The following is a 24,006-nucleotide window of genomic DNA, read 5'->3' as shown; positions in this document are numbered from 1 at the left end:
CTTGGCCACACTGGAAATCCAACGCAACCACCACCCTGTGGAAGGAGAAATACGTGGGATCGAATCATGATCATAGCAGCGCCGCGGTTCGTGAGGGGCATCAGAAGAAACTAGTCATGGCATTGGTCCTGACCGGTAGTTTCATGATCGCTGAAGTGATCGGCGCATGGATTACCGGCAGCCTGGCGTTGCTGTCGGATGCGTCTCACATGTTCACCGACACAGCCGCTTTGGCAATTTCGTTGATTGCGCTTCAGATCGCCAAGCGGCCGGCGGATCAGAAAAGAACCTTTGGCTATGCGCGGTTGGAGATCCTAGCCTCCACGTTCAACGCCGTGCTGCTCTTCCTGGTGGCGATGTACATCTTGTACGAGGCCTACCAGCGCTTCTTCATGCCAGCGGAGATCGCCACCGGGACAATGATGTGGATCGCGATTGCCGGCCTGATCATCAACCTGATTTCAATGCGACTGCTGGCATCTGCCAGCAACGAGAGCCTCAACGTCAAAGGCGCCTACCTCGAAGTCTGGAGCGACATGCTCGGATCGTTGGGTGTGATCATCGCCGCCCTCATTATCCGCTTTACCGGCTGGACCTGGGTCGACACGGTTGTCGCCGTAGCGATCGGCCTTTGGGTATTGCCGCGGACTTGGCAATTGCTTCGAGAGAGCTTGGGAATTCTTATGGAAGGTGTACCCCGGGGACTCAACGTGGCGGCAATCGAGGCCACGATCCTCAAGGTCGACGGCGTCACGGATGTCCATGACTTGCACGTTTGGGCCGTCAGCAGCGGAAGCAACGTGATGACGTCGCACGTGGTCGTCCGAGACGCAGCAGATGGAGATGCTGTGCTAGCGGCCGTCGTGGATGCAGTCAGCGACGCGTTCGAAATCCATCACTGCACCATTCAGATCGAGCGCGCAGCTTTCCACGAGAACGTCCCTTCGCCGTCGCATTGATCGGCCGGTAGACACCTGATCAACACACCGCCTTCAACGTCGGGGGTAGTGTGGTCGAGGATGAGGTAAGGATGGATTGGCGACAGCAGAAGCACTTCATGAGTGCCTGGTGAATGATCCCGGCAGATCCATTCCACTAGCTCAAGTAGGTTCAGCGATGTCTTGGATCATCACGAAGTACTTGGTCACTGCCGCAATAGTGGTTCTCGTGTCTGAGCTGGCAAAGCGCAGTGACAAGCTGGGCGGCTTGGTTGCCGCCCTGCCATTGGTCACCGTCTTGACGCTCATCTGGCTTTACTTGGACAACCAAAGCATGGAGAAAATTTCCAATCATGCCTGGTACACGTTCTGGTATGTGATTCCAACGCTGCCGATGTTTATCGCATTTCCGGCACTGCTGCCCAAGTTGGGCTTCTGGCCGACACTTATCACCAGCATCCTCATCACTATGGCAAGCTTCGGAGGATTTGCCCTGCTCCTGAGGCGATTTGGCATCGAGTTGCTATAACCCGGGTGCAGAAAGCACTCGGTGTCCGCTTACCGGTTGTTGATGCACTCACCTTACGAGGTAGCGAACCATGTGCAGTTCGCCCTTGGAGTCCTCGTAAGTCATCATGCTTCTCACATTCCCGCAGTACCGAACGCTAGGCGAGACATACACCAGCTTGCCAGCGTCCAAATCCATACCGTAAGCGTAGTCTTCAAGCTCGGGAATGGGTTTCTTCACGCTCTGAGCATAGCGTTCTGTAGCCTTTCTGGCCTTTCTGGCAGACTGCTAAAGATCGTCGTTGATCTGAACGCTACTTTGGGCATTTTTCGACAGTGCAGAGAAAGCATGAACGCAGCAATAGCCGATATAGTTGCTTTCATGAGAAGTCCATTAATAAAAAAGCGCCCATGGCGGGGCGCTAAAATCCACCTTACCAAAGGAGCGTATGGTTCCAAGGTGAATGCATTGGCGTGAGCAGGGTTCCGTTACTCCCGCCATGCTGCTTCAGATGAGACTGGCCCAAAGCAGCGCTGCCTGTGTGCTGTTGTTAAACTAGCAAAAGCGGCTAACGATAAGATGATTGTGAAATTACAATTTGGACATGTAATAGTTTGTAAAGTAATTATCCTTGCTCAAGTAAGATGAAAAGCCAAGCATGATCGCCGGTTGAAGCCCGTTTCAATGGGTAGAATGATCGGTGGCTTGTCATCACTCGTAGCTTGAGCTTGAGCTTGAAGGATTAAACGCCACAAAGCAGAGCAGCTTGGCAGAAACACCACCCCTCTCGGCCGAATTCGCTTGTCAGGCGTGAAGGCTGCAAACCGCTGAAGGCCACAGAATCCGCTAAGCTCACTAGGGAGAGCCGTCATGACTGTCAGCAATCTTGCGGCTACATTACAAATTTGTAGGATTTCGCCGCGGCCAGCGTCTTCGCGTTAAGATTCAAGCGTCCTCAGGTGACCCCGGCGTATGGATAGAGGTAGCGACTTCCAGATGCCATGCATATCAGCCGAACCTTCAAACTGCCTGCAACCATAGTCTTGACGGATTAGGCCAAATCCTTCCTCACACCTTGAGATAAGTTATGCGCGTTCTAGTTGTGGAAGACGAAATTAAAACTGCCGAATATCTTCAGCAGGGCTTATCCGAAAGCGGGTATGTCGTAGATATCGTGCACAATGGTGTCGACGCCCTGCACTTGTTCAATACTAACGTCTATTCATTGGTTCTGCTGGACGTCAACCTTCCAGGCATCGACGGTTGGGACCTTTTGGAAACCATCAGGAAAACCAGCCGGGTCCGCATCATCATGCTAACCGCCCGCGGTCGCATCAACGACAAGCTCAAAGGCTTGGATGGCGGCGCTGACGACTACCTTGTCAAACCCTTTGAATTCCCAGAGCTGCTCGCTCGTATCCGTTCGCTGCAGCGGCGTGGTGATGAATTAGTCGAGAAGAGATCGCTAAAAATTGCCGATTTAGAACTCGACTCAGTGCGCCATCGCGTTTTCCGCGCTGGCACACGCATCGATCTCACCACAAAGGAATTTACGCTCCTGCACCTGCTTATGAGCAGGACGGGCGAAGCGCTGACTCGTTCTCAGATCATTTCGTTGGTCTGGGACATGAATTTTGACTGCGATACCAACGTCATCGATGTCGCTATCCGGCGCCTTCGCTCAAAGATCGATGACCCGTTTGAAACCAAGCTCATTCACACGCTTCGTGGCGTAGGGTACGTTTTTGAGGAACGCGCATGAGGCCTTTCAGCCTGGCTGCAAAGCTGGGATTAAAAGTGGGGTTGATGAGCGCAGCGTTGCTGCTTCTATTCGCCACCTTCGGGTATCTGATGGTAGGCCAGGCGCTAGAGCGTAATGCTCGCAGTGACCTGGAAGTCAAGATGGCGGGCATGGCTCACAACCTGTCTATGATCTCCGACATCTCAGGCGTCAACGCAGACGCACATCAGCTTGTGGATCTGGTGATGGGCCACAACAACCTGTACGTCAGCATCTTCGAGTCGGCGCAGAGTGAAACGCCTCTGCTCTCGATCGGCTCGAAGCAGGTGAACGTGGAGGTGCACAAGTTCCAACCATCCGCACAGCCGAAGGAGCATGAGTGGCGCGACACCCAGGACCGCCCCTTGCTGACAGCTTCTCGCACCATGAGTTTGGGCGACGGAACCGAAGTCAGTGTCTACATGACCATGGACCAGTCGTCCAATGAAGCGCTGCTTGATGCATTGCTCACCTGGGCCCTGATGATTTCCCCGCTCATCATCGCGCTGATCCTCGCAATCGGCTGGTGGACAGTCCGCAGAAGTCTGCTGCCTCTGACCAAGTTCCTGAAGGTCGCTTCGAAGATCTCCACCGAGAGCCTTGACCATCGTCTGCCGACTAATGGGATGCCGGCAGAACTCAAAGAGCTCGCCGACGGTATCAACATCATGCTGGCTCGCCTGGATGACGGAGTTCAGCAGCTCTCGCAGTTTTCTGACGACCTTGCTCACGAACTGCGAGCGCCGCTTTCCAACCTGATGGGTAAAGCCCAAGTTGCGCTAACCAGAGAACGATCGCTTTCCGAGTACAGGGAGGTGCTGGAGTCGTGCACAGAAGAGCTGGACCGCATGAGCCGCATGGTTTCCGACATGCTGTTCCTTGCTCAGGTCAGTCATCCGGCATCCATGGTGGAGTTTGAACCCGTGTCCCTAGTCGACGAGGTTAAGCGAGTGTGCGATCTCTTCAGCATTTCGGCAGAGGAAGGCGAGATCCAGCTGCAGATCTCTGGCAGTGATGACGTGGTGCGCGGGAACCGCCTGATGATTCAACGCGCCGTCTCGAATCTGGTGTCGAATGCGATTCGCTACTGCCCTCGCGGTCGTACGGTCTATGTGAAAGTGCAACACGGTGGTAGCGGCACGACCTTGAGTGTTGGCAACCCGGGCCGCGGGATCGCCAAGGAACACCATGCGCATTTGTTTGAACGGTTCTACCGCGTGGATAAGAGCCGAGCACGAAGCGAAGGGGGAACCGGTCTTGGCCTTGCCATCGTGCAGTCGATCATGGGCCTACATCAAGGCTCGGCGAGCGTGGAAGTGACCGAGGAAAATTTCACCTGGTTCCACCTCCACTTCCCGAAGCCCAGCTAAAGCAGCCAACAATGACCGCTGATTGAACCGCGCTCACTTGCAAAGGCCCGTCAATCGACGGGCCTTTTGTCTGATGCAATGCATCAATGCCTAAGCACCACAGGGTCCATGGGCGACCGCAGAATTACCGACTTTATAATCTTTTGCTCTTCTGGATTAGCGTTTCTTCACAGGTGGGAGAAGTATTGGGCATTCACTTTTTCCTGAGCGCTCACACTGCCGGCGGCCTCTATGGACTGCATGGTCGAGTACACACAGATCAGTGCCAGTATGAAGAATGCTGTCGCCACTACCATGACATAACGCTTAGCCAGCACCGTTAGCTCCAGGATCGAGGCATCCGCTGATTTGTCGCGACAGTAAGCTCCGAAATCAGCGGTTGGATGGCGGTCTCGACGCCACGAGCGGCAGCGGAATATGCCTCTGCAGCAGCGCGTATGGCGACCTCTTCGGCATTGGACCAGGCTTTCTCAGCCTTTCGCACCTCCTCCTGAATCTGCCTACTGACGAGATCAACCTCCTCCACCAACTCACTCGACTTTTCCAGAACGGCGCTGCAAGCCCTGGTTTGGGAAGCCAGCTCATCGAGCTGAAAGGTGAGTTTTTCAGTGCTTCGACGGAAGTCACCGATGGCAACAGTCAAGGCTCAATCTCATTCATGGCTATCTCCCCGAGCGGCCGGTAACGCCGCAGTGGTTTATTTGTTTAGATATCAACGTCACCCTCGACACAAGCGAGATAGACATGATCCTTCCAGGTTTGCAGATTTGGCGCATCTCGCCAGCCGCCTAAATTACGGAATTGTAATTCTTGACTCACCTTGTCGTTAGCTTCGCGCTCCTAAACTACAAACCAACAAAGGCCGCCAGTCAGGCAGGCCTAGTGAGAACCGAGGCACACAATGAAATTTGCTAAATCTATCGCTATTGGCAGCCTGCTGCTTGGTCTCGTGAGTACCGCTTACGCTGAAGGTGGTTACGAGCGAGCGAAACAGTTCCAGGAAAACTTCCGAAATGAACAGGCTCGCCTATGGAGCGATGACTCTTCGGATCAGAACAAACAACAAATTGCCCAAGAGCAAAAGAAAGAAAGCAAGAATGGTAAGGAAAAAGCTGATAACTAAACGGCGGTTAAATAGGACTTTAAATGACGAAAGCAATCGACAAAAAAGCCAGGGTAAAACCTGGTTTTTTTGTGTCTGGAATTTTACCTTCGTTTGTACGAGGCGTTTCCGCATTACTGTCTCCGACCAGACCTTCGGTACCTTGCTTGGCGTCTTTCCAACGGCACAGCAACAGCTGACTGGCGTTCGCTTCGGTGATCTCGACACAGCCCAGGTTGGCAGGCAGCTCAGCATTGCTGTCGAGTAAGCGCCGGGACAGGTAGAATGAGCTGTCACGAGGCCACTTTGCTGGGTACTGGATGTTTTCGGACTTCCCGCTGCTGTAGAACTCCGAGGAATTCGAGCGGCGACCAGGGTAGATCAGAGGGGCCGATTGAGCACATTCAACCAGGCCTGAACGACATCTCGCTGGTTCTGAGGCCTCTGCATCAACACCCCGGCATAGATGATGTCGACGCCGATGATTGGCAGTATCAACGCTCGCGGCAGCGCCCTAGTGATCCTTCGGCCAACCTCATTGATCCGACCGGACAGGAGCAACGCCGAGACAGGTACAGAACCAGCGGCAGCCAGTCGATCAGCCCTAGTTTTCCTGCGAGCGCTCCGGCTCCGAGCAGGGCACCACAGATCAGCGCGAAAACCAGCTCGGTGTTCATGCCAAAGATGCCGTCGTGCTCATGGCTCAGCCCTTCATGCTCTGCTTGGTCACCTGGGCGTTCAAGCGAACTTTTCATAACTCGTCCCTTCTGGGGGGGCAAGACTATAAACTGCTCTATGCAGTTGAAAGACATTACTGTTGTGTAGTTGAGATTTATTTCACAGCTAACCCAGGGGCAGTCATTAAGGCATCTAGCCTAAATGACGTTCATCGAGCTCAATAAAAAATGCCAGGCACTGCCTGGCATTTATGAATTCTCTAAGTATTCTACTCACAGCAATTACTACTTGTTGTTGATGCATTGCGAGTACATGGAGTAGCGAACCGTCTTAAGCGTACCCTGAGAGTCCTCGAAGGTCATCAATCGCGGGTAAACTTGGCAGGTACGCGGGTCTTGGGACTGACGCACGAATTTCGCAACATCGATCTTCATGCCGTAATTGTAGTCCTGGATCTCCGGCATCGGCTTGCCATTTCTCTCGGCATAGTTCGCTACAGCAGTCTGATGCTCCTTGATGTATTGCAGCTGCTTGCTTTCAGAGTAAGTATAAGCCTGCGAAGCCATCGAGAACATAACAAGTGCAGCAGCAACAATTAGCTTTTTCATAGGAACCTCTCAAATTCAAATCATCTCGGGCGTAACTTTAGCAACGCAGAGGCATCACCGGCATGACGAGAAACTTACAATTTTGAAAGGTAAGTGCATCTATTTCATATAAAACAAAAAACCCACAACGCGTGTTGTGGGTTTTTGTATCTGGGGGGATCAGCTTACGGCTTCTGCCTCGTCGCCGTCTTCATCCTTGCGATGTGCCCAATGATACAGGGCCGGCAGGACCAGCAAAGTCAGCGCGGTGGAGGAAAGGATCCCACCAATTACCACTGTAGCCAGTGGCCGTTGAACCTCCGCACCGGTACCGGTGGCCAAGGCCATTGGGATGAAGCCCAGGGACGCCACCAAGGCTGTCATCAACACTGGTCGCAGTCGGGTGAGTGCGCCTTCATCGACTGCCTGCCTGAGCGTTCGTCCCTCTTCTCGCAATCCGCGAATGAAGGCAATCATCACCAGGCCGTTCAGTACCGCGACGCCGGAGAGTGCGATGAAGCCTACCCCTGCCGAGATCGAGAGCGGGATATCACGCAGCCAAAGGGCCACGACCCCGCCAGTGAGAGCGAATGGAATACCGGTGAAGACCAGCATGCCGTCCTTCAGGTTGTTGAACATCAAGAACAGCAAGGTCATTACCAGCAGTAAGGCTACCGGAACCACAATCTGCAGGCGCTTGGCTGCCGACTGCAGCTGCTCGAACTGGCCGCCCCAACTGGTCCAGTAGCCTGCTGGAATTTCCACCTTCGTTGACAAGGTAGATGCCGCCTCATCAACGAACGACCCAAGGTCACGGCCCCGGACGTTGGCGCTTACAATAACCAAGCGCTTACCGTTCTCGCGGCTGATCTGGTTCGGGCCCAACTGCAAGTCCAGCTTAGCGACCTGCGAAAGTGGAATGAAACCGATCTGATTAGCGCCCTGAGCCGCATTGGCAGGCACAGGAATCAGCAAACTAGACATACCCGCGACGTCGGTGCGTACAGCCTCAGGCAGGCGCACCACCATGTCGAATCGGCGATCACCCTCGTACAACGTTCCCGCTGTACGACCACCCACAGCAATCGCGATCGAATTCTGCACGTCCGCAATGTTCAGGCCGTAGCGTGCTGCTTTTTCCCGGTCGATGTTAATGGTCAGCACTGGCAGACCTGTGGTCTGCTCAACCTTGACCTCCGAGGAGCCTGGTACCGCTTTGAGCGCTGCGGCGATCTTATTGGCCGTGCTGTTGAGCACATCCATGTCGTCACCATAAACCTTCACCGCAACATCGCTGCGCACCCCGGAGATCAGTTCGTTGAAACGAAGCTGGATAGGCTGGGAGAGTTCATAGTTACTGCCCGGGACACTGGCTGCCGCCTTTTGAACCTCGGCAATGAGCTCCTCCCGCGACTTGTCGGGATCGGCCCATTGGTCCTTTGGTTTGAGCATGACGTAAGCATCGGAGATATTCGGTGGCATTGGGTCAGAGGCGATTTCAGCCGTACCGGTTCGGCCAAACATACGCTCAACTTCCGGTACCTGCTCGATGACTGCTTTTTCCAAACGCTCCTGCATGTCCACCGACTGGCTGAGGCTAGTACCAGGTACGCGCAAGGCTTGAAGAGCGAAGTCCCCCTCACTGAGACTTGGGATGAACTCGCTCCCCATGCGACTGGCAAGTACACCGCTGAGAACGACCAGTGCTAGTGCGGCGGAGAAAGCGATATTCCGATGCCCAAGCACCCACTGCAGCACAGGCTCATAACGCAGCCGCGCAGTGCGCATAACAACGCCCTCTTCCTCCTTGACCTTGCCAGTGACGAACATGGCGATCGCTGCCGGCACGAAGGTAACGGAGAGGATCATTGCACCCAATAGCGCCATCACAACGGTGAATGCCATGGGGTGGAACATTTTGCCCTCCACGCCGGTGAGGGCGAAGATGGGCAGGTACACCACCATAATGATCAGTTGCCCGAAGATCAGTGGCCGACGCGCTTCGCGGGCAGCAGCAAAGACCTCATGGAAGCGTTCGGTTTTGGTGAGCATACGGCCATGTTTGTGCTGCGCATGTGCTAATCGACGGATCGCGTTCTCCACGATGACCACGGCCCCGTCGACGATGATGCCGAAGTCGAGTGCGCCCAAACTCATTAGGTTGGCACTGACCTTGTTATTGAACATCCCTGTGAAGGTGAACAGCATGGACAGCGGGATCACCATCGCGGTGATCAACGCTGCACGGATGTTGCCGAGGAACAGGAACAGAATGGCGATAACCAGGATCGCACCTTCAACCAAGTTCTTCTTCACCGTCGCAATGGCTTTTTCAACCAAGTTGGTACGATCGTAAACGGTGACCGCAACCACGCCCTTTGGCAGAGTACGGTTGATGTCCGCAAGCTTCGCTGCGACAGCTTGGGACACAGTGCGGCTGTTCTCACCGATCAGCATGAATACTGTACCGAGCACGACCTCGCGGCCATTCTCAGTGGCAGCACCAGTACGAAGCTCCTTACCGATGCTGACGTCGGCGACGTTGCTGATGCGAATCGGTGCACCATCCACACTGGTGATTACGATGTTGGCGATGTCTTCGATGTTGCCGACTTGGCCCGGTGCACGAATGAGCAACTGCTCACCATTACGCTCGATGTAACCGGCGCCTACGTTGGCGTTGTTGCTTTCCAACGCGGCTACCAGATCATTCAGGGTCAACTTGTAGGTAGCCAGGCGCTTCGGATCCGGCGCAACCAGGAACTGCTTGGCAAAGCCACCGATGGTATTGATCTCTGCCACGCCAGGTACGTTGCGCAGCTGAGGCTTGATGATCCAGTCCTGGATTACCCGCAGGTCGGTGGGCGTGTAGGGCGTACCGTCTTCTTTGACCGCGCCCTCTTCGGCTTCAACGGTCCACAGGAAAATTTCGCCGAGGCCGGTTGAGACCGGGCCCATGACGGCATCTACGCCCTCTGGCAGCTGTTCCTTTGCAACCTGTAGCCGCTCATTGATCAGCTGGCGGGCAAAGAAGATGTCGGTGCCGTCCTTGAAAATCACGGTCACCTGAGACAGGCCCGAGCGAGACAGCGAACGGGTCTGCTGAAGACCTGGAAGACCAGCCATGGCCGTTTCAACTGGAAACGTGATCCGTTGCTCGGTTTCCAATGGGGAATAGCCAGGCGCTGCAGTGTTGATCTGCACCTGGACGTTGGTAATGTCAGGAACGGCATCGATCGGCAGCTTTTGGTAGCTGTAGATGCCGATACCGGCCATGATCAGGACAGCGATCATTACAACGATCCGCTGTTCAATGGCAAATCTGATGATACGTTCAAACATAAGAAATCATCCTGTCAGTTCGCATCAGTGACTGTGCTCGGCAGAGGCTTTGCCGAGCTCAGACTTGAGTGTGAAGCTGCCATTGGTAGCCACTTGAGCGCCCGCTTCGATGCCGTCCGTGATTTCCACGTACCCACTGTCACGGCGGCCCAGCTTTACTGGGCGGGTGTCGAAGCCCTCGGCGGTGCGTACGAAGACCGATGGTTTGTCCTCAACGGTCTGCACGGCGTGTTCCGGGACAGCCACCGCCACGCGATCAGTCTGGGACGTGACTGCGATGTTCACGAAAAGACCAGGACGCCAGGCCCCGTTGGGATTGGTCAACGTAACGCGGACGGTCGCTGCTCGGTTTTGCTCGCCCAACAGGCTGCCGACATAACCCACCTTGCCCTCGACCTCCACGTTCATGTCAGGTGAGGAAACCTTCACGGCGCGGCCGGTAGTGACCTTGGCCAAATCGGTAGGCGGTACAGCGAAAGTGGCCCAAACTTGGTTAAGGTCGGACAGAATAAAGGCGTTAGTCGCCTCGCTGACGACTTCCCCGACGGTCAAGTGTTTCTCCACCACTACGGCGTCAAAGGGAGCCCTGAGTTCGTAACGGTTACCGCCTACCGAATTGACCGAGGCACCGATCGCGCTGACTTTTTGCTTGGCGTTGGCCAGAGAGATTTCGGCTTCCTGCAGCGCCTGGCGAGCCTGGAGGTAGTCCTGCTCCGCAGAAATCTTGTCCTGCCAGAGCTGCTTCTCTCGGCTAAAAGTCACGCGCGCAAGTTCGACACGACGCTGAGCGGCTTGTTGCTCGCTGCGCAGGTCAGAGATCTGCTGGCTGGCAATCACCGCAAGGACTTGACCCTTCTTGACGGACTCACCCAAATTCGCCTGGACTGTTTCGACAACGCCTGGAACGCGAGGAACAACGTGCGCAGTGCGGTCCTCGTCAAAACGAATCTCACCCGGGAAGCTCACGACGGTTCCCAAATCACGAGGCGCTGCCGATTCCAGAGTCACGCCAGCTGCTTTGATCTGTTCAGCACTAAGGGTTAGCTTACCTTCTTCCTCACCGCCCTCTTCACTGTGGCCCTCCTCGCCATGACCTTCTTCACCGTGCCCATCTTCACTATGCTCCGCTTCACTGTTCTCTTTGTTAGCTGATCCGGCCTTCTTGTCATGGCCATGACCATCGTCAGCACCATGTTCTGCGTTAGTCGCCGCTTGTTGATCGGAACTGCTGTTCCAGGCGAGGCTGCCAAATCCAAGGATTGCCACAGCGGCTACCGCGAGGGCGATCTTGCGTTTGTTTTCCATTGCTACTCCTGCTGATCGTAGGCACCGGCAGGTTTAAACGCCGAGTGCCGAGAAAAATGTATGCCCCGTTCAGCGTGCGCCGGCGGTCGAGCCTACTTCGCCATAAACCCTTTCTACTTGCGCACGCGCATTGGTCGCCGCTGCCAGCGAGTCGAGATACTGGCCACGAGCAAGGATCAAGGTGCGCTGGGCGTCCAGTACTTCGATAAAGCCGAATTTCCCCATCTCGAATCCGCGGGTTGCGGTATCCACGGCCTGCTGGGCTGAGGGCAGAATGGTCTTGTCGTAGGACTCAACTTCTTGCATGGCGGTGGACCACTGGTTCAGCGCGGTTTGGGTTTGGGCGCGCAGTCTCAACTCGACAGCGTTACGCAGGTCGCGGGCCTGATCGGCACGTCGAGAAGCGGAAAGAATGTTGCCTTGGTTACGATCAAACAGCGGCAAAGGCATGGACAGACCAACGACATTGACTCGCTCGCGCACCGAGCGGTCGTACTGGCTACCCACGCTTACCGTGAGGTTTGGAATACGCTGAGCTTTTTCTGCGCCAAGCGAGGCATCGCTCTTATCAATCTCCACCACTGCCTGCCGCATTTCCGGAGTCTGATCGAGCTTTGCCAGCAACTCTTCAGTGCGCGGCGGCAAGCCAGGAGACAAGGTTGGTGATTCAAGGCGATCGAATATGGTCACAGGACTCCCCGTGACTTGGGCGAGTTGCTGGTAAGCATTCGCTTTTTCCGTTTCGGCGCGACGGACCTGCAACCGGGCTTCAGCCAGTTGAACCTGGGCGCGGGTAGCCTCCACAGGTGAAGATTTACCTGCGCGAACTCGACCATCGACAATGCGAAGGCCGCGCTCAGTAAGTTCAAGGGATTGTTTAGCGAGGTCGAGTCCGGTTTGGGCTCGTAATGCAGCGTAAAACGCCTGCACGACGTCTGCACGCAGACCATTCACGCGTCGGTCCAGTTCCAGTTGTGCAACACTCTGGCCGTATGTGGCGACATCTACGCGGGCTCCCCGCTTACCACCGAGCTCCAAGGTCTGACTTAGCGTAACGGTCGTTGTGCTGGTGTTACGCCGTGTGTCCTCCATCTCATACGAGATTTCGGGGTTTGGAATCAGCCCGGCTTGCTTGCGCGCACCGTCCGCGATGCCGATTTCCTGACGTGCCGCCGCGAGGTCTGGGTTGGCATCCATTGCCGTCGACAGCGCTTGGGGCAAGCTGATGCTTTGGGCAAATGCGGTGGGTGCCAGCAACCCGGAAATCACCGCACAGAGAGCGGCAATTTTCCACGGTGAGACGTAGGTCTTGGATAAGACATTGCGGTTATACCGGAGCACTTTCTTGGTCCTCGTGCACAAACTTCGTTAGCTTGGCCAGAACGCCGAAATAGCTGCCAAGCCCCACTGGATTAGGTGATGGCACTCTAAAGAGCGGTAGCTATCAGAGGGGTGGCTAGAAAATTACAATTTCGTAAGAAAAGCTTGTAATGCCCGAAAACGCTGATGACACAGTCGAACCACCGAATTTCATTGCGAACGCGAGAGATGGCTAGCATGCGGCGTCAATGACCAAAATAACGACCAGATGACGAAATTGTAATTTTCCTATCACCATCCCGTTATCTTCCGCCTGCAAATATGAGCTCGGCGCTACGCGAGGCGCGCCGCCGGCTCAGAACTTATAACGACACCCGCGCCGGAAAACATAATAAAAACTGCCGTAAATCAAAGGAGCATCGGATGAAAATCAAAGTACCACTGTATTTGGCGGCAGTTTCGGCGCTGTCTGGAAGCTATGCAGTTACTGCTCAAGCTGAAGATAAGCCCGAAGGTTTCATCGAAGGTAGCAGCCTTACAGTGCTCAACCGCAACTTCTATTTCAATCGTGATAACCGCGACAGCTCAGCTCCCACTTACAACAGCGGCAAGGGCAACACCAATGGCTACTCCGAGGCCTGGGCGCACGGGATCATCACCAAATTCAACTCTGGTTTTACCCAAGGGACGGTCGGCGTTGGTGTTGATGCCTTTGCCATGATAGGGCTTAAGCTCGATACTGGTGACGGGCGCAACGGCGGTCGTAGTTCATTCGACGTCATGCCTGTTGATAACAAAGGCGAAGCTCGCGACGAATACACCAAGGTTGGCGGGGCGGCTAAAGTTCGCTTGTTTGATACGGTCGTGAAAGTGGGTGATGTTTTCCCGTCGACGCCAGTTGTTGCATCAGGCGACTCGCGCCTGTTGCCTGAAAGCTTCCGCGGTGTGACCGTTGAGAACACCAGCATCCAGGGCCTCACCCTGCAGGGTGGCCGACTGCATGCGATGAGCCAGCCGGTCTCCAGCAATCTGAATGATAACTTCGCAACTTTCTACGGTGGCCCGGTTAACTCGCCTTGGGTAGGCTACGGTGGCGGTGATTACGCGATCAACGATAACTGGACCGTGAGCGTATACGCCAGTCAGTTGAAAGAAGTCTGGAACCAGTACTACGCTGGCACCAGCTTCGCCTATCCACTGAATGACGACCTTGCGCTGATTGGCGGCTTCAACTATTACAAAGCCGTGGATGAAGGGAAGCAGCGCCTAGGCGAGTTTGACAACGATATCTGGAGTGCCAAGGTCGGGGTCCGTTACGGCGCTCACACCCTGGCCCTGTCGCACCAACGCAACAACGGCGACGATGATTTCGACTACCTGCGTCAGTCAGACTCGATTTTCGTCGACAACTCTATCCAGTACAGCGACTTCAACTCGCCGAAAGAGCGTTCCTGGATGCTGCGCTACGACCTGAACTTCACCAGCTACGGCATTCCTGGTCTGACGTTCATGACCCGCTACGCCAGAGGCTCGGGCGCAGACTACTCGAACGCCAACCAGTTCTACATGCGCACCGACGCCAACGGTGATCCGCTCACCAATCAGAAACGTTGGGAGCGTGACGTAGAGGTTAAATATGTCGTGCAAACTGGTCCAGCAAAAGACCTGTCCTTCCGGTTGCGCCAGGCCACCACGCGTGCCACTGCATTCGAATCGGATCTGGATGAAACTCGTGTGATCATTGAGTACCCGCTTTCGATCCTGTGATTCTCTAAGGGGATCAGTTTATTCGTAAACTGGTCTCTTCAGAAAAATGTGCATTACGAATTCACCTTGAGTGGCTTAAGTGCTCCTTTGGTAAAAGGTGGATATTTGGCGCCCTTTGGGCGCCTTTTTTTTACCTAAAATTCAATCAACCGTTCGAGTGTACGCATTGCATGCCGGTGAAACTCATGGCTGCACCAATGACCAGTTTCCTCGACATGAGTAACTTCGCCGTCATCTGAACGGAACAAAGTCAACACAAAGAAGAAAACAACCACATACTTCATAAGGTCAAATTACCTATTGGAGAGAGGGCCCGCACCTGTCAAACCCAAACCGCGAAAAGATATACCTCCAGACTATCAATCATATTACCTGGAAATTACAAATCCGTCATTTAGGCCCCCGCCCAGCTCATTTTGATTTACCATTCCTTTCAATAATGCCGGCGCGCGTGCGCGGTTAATTGCTCAGTGATATCGAGACAAAATCCCATGCGAATTCTGGTAATTGAGGACGAAGTAAAAACTGCGGAATATGTGCGTCAAGGCCTTACAGAATGCGGTTATGTCGTCGATTGCGTGCATACCGGGTCAGATGGGCTATTCCTAGCCAAGCAACACGAATACGAGTTGATTATTCTTGATATCAATCTGCCAGAAATGGATGGGTGGCAGGTACTTGAGCTTTTGAGGCGTAAAAATTGCCCCTCCCGCATCATGATGCTCACGGCGAGAAGTCGTTTGGCAGATAAGGTCCGGGGTTTGGAGAACGGTGCAGATGACTACCTGATCAAACCATTTGAGTTCCCAGAACTGCTAGCCCGGGTTCGCGCCTTAATGCGCAGGTCTGAACACCCTGCATCTGTGGAGATCATTCGTGTCGCTGACCTGGAGCTAGACCAGAGCCGTCACAGGGCCTTCAGGGACGGCCAGCGTATTGATCTGACGACGAAAGAGTTTGCACTTCTGCACTACCTAATGCGCAATACCGGCGTGGTGCTCAGCCGCACACAGATCATCTCACAGGTCTGGGATATGAACTTCGACTGCGATACAAACGTTGTAGAAGTGTCGATTCGAAGACTTAGAGCCAAGATCGATGACCCTTTCGAGACGAAGCTGATCCATACGCTTCGCGGTGTGGGCTATGTGCTTGAGAAGCGTTGATCGCCCGCTACTTAGTCATGAAAACAGAGCCAGGGATCATGCATGTAAGTCGAGCCATACTGTTTTTGACCCTTAGCGCGCGTTTCCTCACTAAACGTATGAGGTGTGCTGGACATAAGGTATAGCATAGATTATCAACAGGTAACGGAAGGCCAAGCGTATGCCAGAGCTGACGCACGCTCAGCGGACATTGTTTTTAACAGCGCCATGGCTTACCTCTGATACTGTGCGCCGGCGATGAGGTTAACCTCCCGACTACAGCACCAAGCAGGCTCAGTCGCCGCTCAACGATGATGGCGCCCGCCGGCTTTTCTGGTTCGTTGCAGGGCTGCTCACGGTCATTGCCTTCGTCATGGCCACCCTCTCTGTGCATCTTCTCACCTCGCTCAAGGAACTTGGCCTTCCAACGGTCACGGTGTTGGCGGTGGGGATGGTCCTTGGGCCGGCCCAGGTGGTGGCAAGAGTATTGGAGTTCTCGCTTGCTCGGCATCTTCACCCAACCTGGTCGGCCGTGCCGGCGTGTTGGTGAGCTTCATCGGCATCTGCTTATTCATTCCTGGCGTGCCTTGGCTGGCATTCCCTGCAGCAGCGCTGTAGGGCGCCGGCATCGGGATTCTCACTATTGCCAGAGTCATCTTGCCTCTGGTGCTGTTTGGCAAGGGTATCGCGCACGCATGGGAGCATTAGCTCGCCCAATGGTCTTGGCGCAGGCCACGGGGCCGTTTGCTACGGCCTTTGTGCTGAGTACTCAAGGCGCACCTGTGCTCTTGCTCATGGCGGCGATGGTCGCTGTCGCGCTAGATAGCAGTTTCAAACTGCCCCTCAACCCAGTGCAACGTAGGTGAAGCTGGTGATTCTGCCCTCAAATCGGGGTACCCGCTAGATTTCCCCCCTAGCTTTGCCTTTGACTCTGCCTGGGGGTATACCGCCAGGGGATAATCGGCCTGCTTTGTCTTTGCGGATTGCCCTGCCAATTGACGGGGCCTACATAAGCCGTTTCCAATGCCCTCGACGTAGAACCATTCGCTCCGGCCGAAGCTGGCTGGTGGGCGTGAGCCAAGAGGCGTATCCTACAAATGCTTGCTCCGAGACTTGTTGGCCTACAGCCTCCCCTGGGAGACATCTGATAGCCCGCCGCCGAGGCGGGCTTTTTTGTCATCAGATCCGTAAGGCAGCGCCTTGGTGAATGGCTGCCCAAGCTAGGCTCCGCCAGAGCGCATGCTCAACATCAGCGGTCTACCCGTCTCCCTAGCCAGACGGTTAACGACGTATCCATATCCTTTGTCAGGCGCATGGAAAGCTGACTGGGCGAAAACGCTTACGCAGCCATTGCTTCGCAGGATGCAGCGCAGGCCAAACAGGTCTGTGCGCAATGCTGACAGTGGTCTGCCTTATGCTTACCGCACGCCTCCCCGCAGGCGCGGCAAATCCTTGCGCACAACGCACAAAATTCCTTGGCGAGCATGCTTTCTCGTGTCATCAAGGTAGCCGCCAGCTTGCACATATCTGCGCAATCCCTGTCCAGCTTGATGCAGTCAGCCATCATTTTTACGTCCTGCTCTCGCAGGCAGGCTGACGCGCAGACTTCACAGGCCAGCGCGCAGCGCATGCATTCCGAGATGCATTCATCAAAGCTACTGTTCATGATCATATCTCCGGTATCGGGTCGATGAGATGCCAGTGCACCGTCTCATGACGGTATGTAGCGTTCGACCTGACGGGGGCCTGAAGATTGATTACATTTCTGTAAGCTTGTCCGAATCATCTCGGTATGAAGGCGTGCCCGATCATTCAAGGCTTTTCAATCACTGCTTCTGGATGCTCACGATTTTCGCGACACTTCCCTCCATACGGAACCCAAATTTCACCTTGTCTCCTACGTTCAAGCCCTTCAGCTGTGCAGGCTCAGCTTGGAAGCCCATGGTCATCGCCGGCCATTTGAGCTCTGCTACCGGGCCGTGCGCCAAGGTGATTTTCCCGCTTTGAGGATCCAGCGCCTTAATTGTCCCTTCCGCATGCGCAGTGGGCGCCGCCTGGCTGCCTTGGCCACCCTCGGCGGAGGCTGGCATTTTCTTCATGTCCATACCATCCATGTCCTGGGCATGCACACTGGCGGCGAAAGCTGTGACCAGGCCTGCGATGACAATTAGCTTTTTCATTGGATTTCTCCTGAGAGGTTGGGGGTAGTTACAGCAAGTTCGCGGCGACGGATCAGCCAGTACGCCGCAGGGATTACAAAAAGTGAAAGCAAGGGGGCGGTGAGCATGCCGCCCACCATGGGCACCGCGATGCGGCTCATGACCTCGCTGCCGGTACCGCTGCTCCAGAGGATGGGCAGCAGGCCTGCAACGATGACCGCCACAGTCATTGCCTTGGGCCTGATGCGTTGCACCGCGCCCTCACGGATCGCGTCGAGCAGCGTTGCTCGTGTGGTTTCGCCGTTGGCCTGACGCTCCGCCCAAGCGTTATTCAGATAGATGAGCATGATCACTCCGAACTCCGCCGCTACGCCGGCCAGGGCAATGAAGCCAACGCCTGTGGCCACTGAGAGGTTGTAGCCCAGCAGGTAGAGCAGCCAGACGCCCCCGGTTAGGGCGAAAGGTAAGGTGCCCATGATGAGCAGTGCTTCACCGAGGCGGCCGAAGGTCAGGTAGAGCAGCACGAAGATGATGGCCAGCGTCGCCGGCACCACCCAGGCCAGACGGGCGTTCGCCCGCTCCAGGTATTCGAACTGGCCGGAGTAGCTCAAGCTCATGCCTGGATCGAGTTTTACCTCGCTGTTGATCGCCTGACGTAGGTCTGCCACAACAGACGATAGGTCCCGGCCGCGCACATCGACGTACACCCAGCCCGAGGGACGAGCATTCTCGCTCTTGAGCATGGGCGGGCCATCAGCGATACGTATGCGGGCCACGCTGCCGAGCGTCAGCTGACCGCCCTGCGAGGTGTAGATCGGCAGCTGACGCAACGCCTCCACGGAATCACGCCATTCGCGTGGATAGCGCACGCTGATGGGATAGCGGGCCAAGCCTTCAACCGTTTCCCCAATGGTTTCGCCACCAATGGCGCCAGCCACGAGGGCCTGTACGTCGGTGATGTTCAGACCGTAACGGGCAGCGGCATGGCGATCGATATCCAGATCAATGTAGCGACCACCAGTCAAACGCTCTGCCAGCGCCGAAGTCACTCCAGGCACCTTTTTCGCGGCCCGCTCCACAGCGAGAGTGGCCCGGTCTATCTGGTCTAGGTCGCTGCCGGCCACCTTGACGCCGATTGGGCTCTTGATGCCGGTGGCCAGCATATCGATGCGGTTGCGGATGGGCGGGATCCAGATGTTGGTCAGCCCAGGCACACGCACAGTGCGATCAAGCTCCTCGATAAGCTTATCCGTGGTCATTCCTGAACGCCACTCACTCTTGGGCTTGAGCCGAACGGTGGTCTCGAACATCTCCAGCGGTGCCGGGTCGGTAGCTGACTCGGCGCGGCCGGCTTTACCAAAGACACTGGCCACTTCGGGAACGGTTCGAATCAGACGATCCGTTCGCTGCAACAGCTCTGAAGCTTTCTGCGCCGAGAGTCCAGGCAAGGCTGAAGGCATGTAGAGCAGATCACCTTCATCGAGCGGAGGAAGGAACTCGCCCCCGAGATGGTTCAAGGGCCACAGACTGCTGAGCAGGATGAGCAATGCTCCAGCGAGGGTAACCAGAGGCCGGCGCAGGACGACCTCCAATGCCGGACGGTACAGCCGGATGAGGCCCCGGTTGAGCGGGTTGCGCTGTTCCGCAGGCAGTGGCCCTCTGATCCAGTACCCCATCAGCACCGGTATAAGGGTCACCGATAACGCAGCCGCCGCGGCCATTGCGTAGGTCTTGGTAAAGGCCAGGGGGGCAAAGAGGCGCCCTTCCTGGGCTTGCAGCGTGAACACCGGGATGAACGAAAGCGTGATGATCATGAGGCTGAAGAACAGTGCCGGCCCTACCTCGACGGCCGCCTCCGTCATTACCCTCCAATGCGCTTCGCCTCGCAACGGCTGACCAGGATGTCGGGCATGCCAAGCCTCAACACGCTTGTGGGCGTTCTCGATCATGACCACGGCAGCGTCCACCATTGCACCGATGGCAATAGCGATTCCGCCAAGGGACATGATGTTGGCGTTGATGCCCTGATGACGCATGACGATCAGCGCAATCAGGATTCCCACGGGCAGCGACACGATAGCCACCAACGACGAGCGCAGGTGCCAGAGAAACGCTGCGCATACCAACGCCACTACCACGAATTCCTCGATCAGCTTGTGACTGAGGTTCTCCACTGCACGGTCGATCAACTGGCTGCGGTCGTAGACGGTGACAAGTTCCACCCCAGCTGGCAGGGCTTTCTTCAGGGTTTCGAGCTTGGCCTTGACGTGCGCGATGGCCTCACGAGCATTCTTTCCGCTGCGCAGGATCACCACACCTCCTACGGCTTCGCCGAGGCCGTCCAGTTCGCCTATGCCTCTGCGGGCTTCCGGAGCTATCTGCACCGTAGCGACGTCGCCTAATGTCACCGGCACGCCCTTTGTAGCCAGTCGCAAGGGTATCGCTCTGAAATCATCCAGCGATCGCAGGTAGCCGGCCGCACGTACCATGAATTCGGCTTCGCCTTGCTCCAATACACCGCCACCGGTCTCCTGGTTGGCCTTGCCTATAGCCTCCACCACCTCGGCCTGGGTGATACCGAGGCTGGCCATACGCAGCGGATCGAGGACGACTTGGTACTGCTTGACCATACCGCCAATGGTGGCCACCTCAGCGACGTCCGGCAGGGTCTTGAGCTCATAGCGCAGGAACCAGTCCTGCAGGCTGCGTAGTTGCGACAGGTCATGACCGCCGTTGCGATCGACCAGCGCATATTGATAAATCCAGCCCACCCCGGTGGCGTCCGGGCCCAGTACCGGCTTGGCTGCGGCAGGTAATCGCGATTGCGCCTGGCTCAGGTACTCAAGAACCCGAGAGCGCGCCCAATACAGATCAGTGCCGTCCTCGAACAGCACGTAGACGAAGCTGTCACCGAAGGCGGAGAAGCCGCGAACCGTTTTGGCCCCCGGAACCGAGAGCATGGTAGTGGTCAGCGGATAGGTCACCTGATTCTCAACGATCTGGGGAGCCTGGCCTGGGTAGGACGTGCGGATGATCACCTGCACGTCCGACAGGTCGGGCAAGGCGTCGATTGGTAGGCTACGCACCGAGACGAAGCCCCATGCCACCAGAAACAGCGTGGCGAGGAGCACCAGCACACGGTTGCCTACCGACCAGCGGATCAGTTTGGCAATCATGGTTGGCCCTCTAACACTTTGATCTGCTCAACTACCATGCCCTCGTCGCGTTCGCGTATGCCAAAGCGAATCTGCGCACCGATCTTGAGGCCATCAAGGAGAGACTGCTCAGCCACAGGGAAGGTCATGGTCATCCCTGGCATGCCCAGGGTGATGAAAGGACCGTGGGCAACGGTGAGCTGGGTGCCGTCTATCTGCACGACACGGCCATCCGCTTCATGCAGGGCTGGCCCCGCACTAGGCTGACTATCCTGCACCGTCGCCGCCTCGATGCCTTTCAAATTAGCGTCGGAGTCCAACAGGAATTGCCCGGACGCGACGATGCGCTGTCCTGCCTGAAGACCCTGCAACACCGCAACTTGGCCTTTGCTCTCCTGGCCCAACACGACTTCCACCGGCCGGAAGCGACCACCGTCTTCAGCCAGCATCACCAGGTCTCGCTTGCCGGTGCGGATGACCGCCTCGGCAGGCACCAAGAGGCTTTGCCCGGCAGGCTCGCCGGGATGGAGAGCCACTTGAGCAGTCATCCCAGGACGAAGCCGCCCATCTCGGTTGGGCAACTCGATACGCAGGCGCAACGTGCGGCTCTGCAAATCGGCATCGGCGAGCAACGCGGTCAACTTGCCCGGTATGGGATCGCCTGGGAACGCTGGCAATTGCGCCCGCACAGGCTGGCCTTCGCGAAGACCTTGAGCCTGGGCTTCCGGCACAGCCGCTTCCAGCCAGACGTTGGCCACTCCATTGATCCTCGCCAAGGTAGCCCCCGGCGTCAACGTCATGCCGGGTCGCAAATCGAGAGCTTGGATTACACCGGCAGTGGGTGCGGAGAGGGTGACCGAGAGCTGCACCTTCCGGGTGCTCGCGACCCGGTTGATCAGGTCGGCCGGCATGCCGGCGAGCACGAGCCGCTGTCGTGCCGCCGCCGCCAGCTGCGCGTCGCCGGAATGCCGCAGCGCCAGGTATTCCTCCTGCAAACCCGCCCACTCCGGGGTCAGCACATCGGCTAGCGGAGCGCCTTTGGCAACGATGTCGCCCGTCGCTCGGCCATAGACGCGTTCGACGTAACCGCCAGTTCTGGCCTGCAACACGCTGAAGTCGCGTTCGTCGAACGTCAGAACGCCGCTCACACTCAGGGTCCGTTCTAGCCGCCCAGCCGTCACCGTTGCCAATCGAATCCCAAGGTTTTGCTGGAGCCCAGTCGAGACCTGAACCGCAGGCTGCTCCTCGCCAGCCGTGTCATCCGAATACTTGGGCACGAGCGGCATGTCCATGAACGGCGATTTTCCGGGCGCCGGGAAGTGCTGCTGGGGATACATCGGGTCATACCAGTACAGCGCTTTTTTTTCCTCACCTACTGGCTGGGATGGGGAATACGCACCTCTTCCACCTAGCCAGAAGCCCGCGCCTATCCCAATAGCAAGGGCAGCAGCCACGGGCAAACCAATCGACCTATTCCTCATGCCCGCACCTCTCCATAAACGAAATGCAGACGCGCTGCTGTTGCCGCCAACTGTCCTTGCAGGTCCACATCCTGTAGCAGCGCTTCCACACGCTGCCGGCGTGCCGACAGCACTTCACTCAACGGCGACTTACCGGCGCGGTAGTCCGCCAGAGCGAGGCGTACCCGGTCCTCGGCCAGGGGCAAAAGTGTTTCGCGACTGCGCCTCACTGCCCGTTGCAAGCGGTGATACTCGGCAAGGTCTGTTTCAAGCTGGGCTTGATGCTCGCGCAGGGCAGCGTCCTGCTCATCTTCCAATTGGCGAACTTGTGCGCGTCGTGCCGCAATCATCGGGTCTTGCCGTGAGGTGGTGAACAACGGCAACTGGAAACTGACTTGCAGGCTGACCATGTTGCTGAAATCCGGGCCACGGCGCTGATAATCCACCCCCCAGGACCAATCCGATTTCTTTTCCGCCTGAGCCTGGTGTACCTGGGCTTGGGCCTCGCGTGTCATGGCGTTGTAGGTATTGAGCTCCGGATGGGCATGGACGGAGTGCAAGTATTCAGCTGCGTCTACAGGCCAGACAGGGAAGGTCGGCGCGCCCACTTCGGCGTCCTGCCCAATCCAGCGCTTCAGCGCGGCTCGCGCCTGCGCTGACTGACTCAACAGAACGTCTTTCTGCTCGTCCAACTGCGCGGCTTCTTGTTTGGGAACCAGCGTATCGGCGCTGGAGCCTGCGCCTCCGGCAAGACGTGCCCGCACCGTGGAAGCCAGCAGCAGGTTTTCTTTGTAGAAGGCGTCGAACTGCTCAAGCTTGCGCTGCACGGTGTATGCAGTAATCCAAGCCTGTGCGGTTGCCGCCCTAACCTTCAAGCGTTCGAAGATCGCCTCGGCATCGGCTCGCTCGACCGTGGCATGCGCTGTCTCTATGCGAGCTTTGCGCTTGTCCCGGTTCGGTACTTCTTGGGACAGGCCAACCACCTGCATGGTCATGAAGTCTCTGTTCATGCTCCAGCGATCGGTGCCTTCAATCGGCAGGTTTTGTACCCCGAGATTCAGGCGCGGATCAGGTAGTTCGCCCGCTGGAATGACTGCGCTGCGCGCAGCTGATGCCTGCTCCTGGCGGGCCTGTAGAGAGGGAGCGTTGCGTTCAGCCAGTTGCAGCGCATCATCCAGCGACAGCGTTGCAGCCTGTGCCGAGACAGCCGGCAGCAGTATGAACAGGACGGCCATGGTTATCCGTCCCTGAAAACGTTGGGGAGTCATGAAAAATGATTCCTCGAAAGATCAGCGCCCAGGCGCGTGCCATCGCCCTGCTGCTAGGCGGAACGACGGTGTGAAATTAAGAGGGAATCAGACGCGGGGAGGCCGCCATGGATCGGGGGGAG

Annotated in this window: 18 protein-coding genes and 3 pseudogenes; 7 read left to right on the top strand and 14 right to left on the bottom strand. The window is 56.5% G+C overall.

From position 1 onward, the window contains the following. Nucleotides 1-53: 53 nt before the first annotated feature. Together PspTeo4_RS21330 and PspTeo4_RS21325 are read left to right on the top strand one after the other, a co-directional pair. Nucleotides 54-959, top strand: coding sequence for a cation diffusion facilitator family transporter (locus PspTeo4_RS21330; RefSeq protein WP_289805268.1), 906 nt, complete (start codon nt 54-56; stop codon nt 957-959). Between the two features lie 157 nt (nt 960-1,116). Then, a complete protein-coding gene (locus PspTeo4_RS21325; protein WP_104886867.1) occupies nt 1,117-1,467 on the top strand; it encodes a DUF3147 family protein in 351 nt (116 codons plus the stop codon). Nucleotides 1,468-1,496: 29 nt separating this feature from the next. On the opposite strand, the pseudogene PspTeo4_RS21320 reads toward PspTeo4_RS21325, so the two are convergent. Then, nucleotides 1,497-1,829 (bottom strand): annotated as a pseudogene (locus PspTeo4_RS21320) (DUF2790 domain-containing protein). A gap of 704 nt (nt 1,830-2,533) precedes the next feature. On the opposite strand from PspTeo4_RS21320, the gene PspTeo4_RS21315 reads away from it, so the two are divergent. Both PspTeo4_RS21315 and PspTeo4_RS21310 read left to right on the top strand, forming a co-directional pair. Beyond that, nucleotides 2,534-3,208, top strand: a complete 675-nt coding sequence (locus PspTeo4_RS21315) for a heavy metal response regulator transcription factor (protein ID WP_104886866.1) — start codon at nt 2,534-2,536, stop codon at nt 3,206-3,208. Further along, complete coding sequence (locus tag PspTeo4_RS21310; protein ID WP_129931837.1) at nt 3,205-4,596, top strand: heavy metal sensor histidine kinase; 1,392 nt, start codon at nt 3,205-3,207, stop codon at nt 4,594-4,596. Before PspTeo4_RS21315 ends, PspTeo4_RS21310 begins: the two co-directional genes overlap by 4 nt. A 167-nt stretch (nt 4,597-4,763) precedes the next feature. Here PspTeo4_RS21310 and PspTeo4_RS21305 read toward each other — a convergent pair whose 3' ends face one another. Continuing rightward, entirely contained in the window at nt 4,764-4,913 is a 150-nt protein-coding gene (locus tag PspTeo4_RS21305; protein WP_322365884.1) for a hypothetical protein, read from the bottom strand. A gap of 2 nt (nt 4,914-4,915) precedes the next feature. Beyond that, nucleotides 4,916-5,239, bottom strand: coding sequence for a hypothetical protein (locus tag PspTeo4_RS21300; protein WP_289805270.1), 324 nt, complete (start codon nt 5,237-5,239; stop codon nt 4,916-4,918). Nucleotides 5,240-5,497: 258 nt separating this feature from the next. On the opposite strand from PspTeo4_RS21300, the gene PspTeo4_RS21295 reads away from it, so the two are divergent. After that, complete coding sequence (locus PspTeo4_RS21295) at nt 5,498-5,719, top strand: hypothetical protein (protein WP_104886864.1); 222 nt, start codon at nt 5,498-5,500, stop codon at nt 5,717-5,719. A gap of 85 nt (nt 5,720-5,804) precedes the next feature. Here the strand turns inward: PspTeo4_RS21295 and PspTeo4_RS21290 are convergent. From PspTeo4_RS21290 to PspTeo4_RS21265, 6 genes and pseudogenes are all read right to left on the bottom strand, one after another. Continuing rightward, nucleotides 5,805-6,277, bottom strand: a pseudogene (locus tag PspTeo4_RS21290) (phospholipid carrier-dependent glycosyltransferase); the annotation flags it as partial. Next, nucleotides 6,265-6,453, bottom strand: a pseudogene (locus PspTeo4_RS21285) (hypothetical protein); the annotation flags it as partial. The pseudogenes PspTeo4_RS21290 and PspTeo4_RS21285, both read right to left, overlap by 13 nt. Nucleotides 6,454-6,660: 207 nt before the next feature. Then, a complete protein-coding gene (locus PspTeo4_RS21280) occupies nt 6,661-6,984 on the bottom strand; it encodes a DUF2790 domain-containing protein (RefSeq protein ID WP_013974877.1) in 324 nt (107 codons plus the stop codon). Nucleotides 6,985-7,143: 159 nt separating this feature from the next. Continuing rightward, complete coding sequence (locus PspTeo4_RS21275) at nt 7,144-10,305, bottom strand: CusA/CzcA family heavy metal efflux RND transporter (RefSeq protein ID WP_225789569.1); 3,162 nt, start codon at nt 10,303-10,305, stop codon at nt 7,144-7,146. A 24-nt stretch (nt 10,306-10,329) separates the two neighbouring features. Beyond that, nucleotides 10,330-11,610 (bottom strand): efflux RND transporter periplasmic adaptor subunit, encoded by a 1,281-nt coding sequence (locus PspTeo4_RS21270; protein WP_013974879.1) that lies wholly within the window; start codon nt 11,608-11,610, stop codon nt 10,330-10,332. Nucleotides 11,611-11,679: 69 nt separating this feature from the next. Continuing rightward, nucleotides 11,680-12,951, bottom strand: a complete 1,272-nt coding sequence (locus PspTeo4_RS21265; protein ID WP_289805272.1) for a TolC family protein — start codon at nt 12,949-12,951, stop codon at nt 11,680-11,682. 402 nt (nt 12,952-13,353) lie between these two features. Between PspTeo4_RS21265 and PspTeo4_RS21260 the strand changes: the two genes are divergently transcribed. Then, a complete protein-coding gene (locus PspTeo4_RS21260; RefSeq protein ID WP_013974881.1) occupies nt 13,354-14,697 on the top strand; it encodes an OprD family porin in 1,344 nt (447 codons plus the stop codon). A 491-nt stretch (nt 14,698-15,188) separates the two neighbouring features. Beyond that, nucleotides 15,189-15,863, top strand: a complete 675-nt coding sequence (locus PspTeo4_RS21255) for a heavy metal response regulator transcription factor (RefSeq protein WP_013974882.1) — start codon at nt 15,189-15,191, stop codon at nt 15,861-15,863. A 1,318-nt stretch (nt 15,864-17,181) separates the two neighbouring features. On the opposite strand, the gene PspTeo4_RS21250 is transcribed toward PspTeo4_RS21255, so the two are convergent. The 5 genes from PspTeo4_RS21250 to PspTeo4_RS21230 form a co-directional block, all read right to left on the bottom strand. Further along, entirely contained in the window at nt 17,182-17,508 is a 327-nt protein-coding gene (locus tag PspTeo4_RS21250; protein ID WP_085982928.1) for a four-helix bundle copper-binding protein, read from the bottom strand. Between the two features lie 160 nt (nt 17,509-17,668). Then, nucleotides 17,669-18,022: a copper-binding protein gene (locus PspTeo4_RS21245; RefSeq protein ID WP_047595905.1), complete on the bottom strand. Its 354-nt coding sequence runs from the start codon at nt 18,020-18,022 to the stop codon at nt 17,669-17,671. Further along, nucleotides 18,019-21,177: an efflux RND transporter permease subunit gene (locus tag PspTeo4_RS21240; RefSeq protein ID WP_289805273.1), complete on the bottom strand. Its 3,159-nt coding sequence runs from the start codon at nt 21,175-21,177 to the stop codon at nt 18,019-18,021. The genes PspTeo4_RS21245 and PspTeo4_RS21240 overlap by 4 nt, the downstream gene beginning before the upstream one ends. Further along, nucleotides 21,174-22,637 carry an efflux RND transporter periplasmic adaptor subunit gene (locus PspTeo4_RS21235; RefSeq protein WP_289805274.1) on the bottom strand — a complete coding sequence of 488 codons (1,464 nt, stop codon included), beginning with the start codon at nt 22,635-22,637 and terminating at the stop codon, nt 21,174-21,176. The genes PspTeo4_RS21240 and PspTeo4_RS21235 overlap by 4 nt, the downstream gene beginning before the upstream one ends. Next, on the bottom strand, nt 22,634-23,884 hold the full coding sequence (locus PspTeo4_RS21230) for a TolC family protein (protein ID WP_289805275.1): 1,251 nt from the start codon (nt 23,882-23,884) through the stop codon (nt 22,634-22,636). The genes PspTeo4_RS21235 and PspTeo4_RS21230 overlap by 4 nt, the downstream gene beginning before the upstream one ends. Between the last annotated feature and the right edge of the window lie 122 nt (nt 23,885-24,006).

Origin of the sequence: Pseudomonas sp. Teo4, from assembly GCF_034387475.1 — a bacterium.
Lineage (GTDB): Bacteria > Pseudomonadota > Gammaproteobacteria > Pseudomonadales > Pseudomonadaceae > Aquipseudomonas.
Note: the sequence above shows the minus strand (reverse complement) of the source record. Positions and strands in the feature narration are given on the sequence as shown.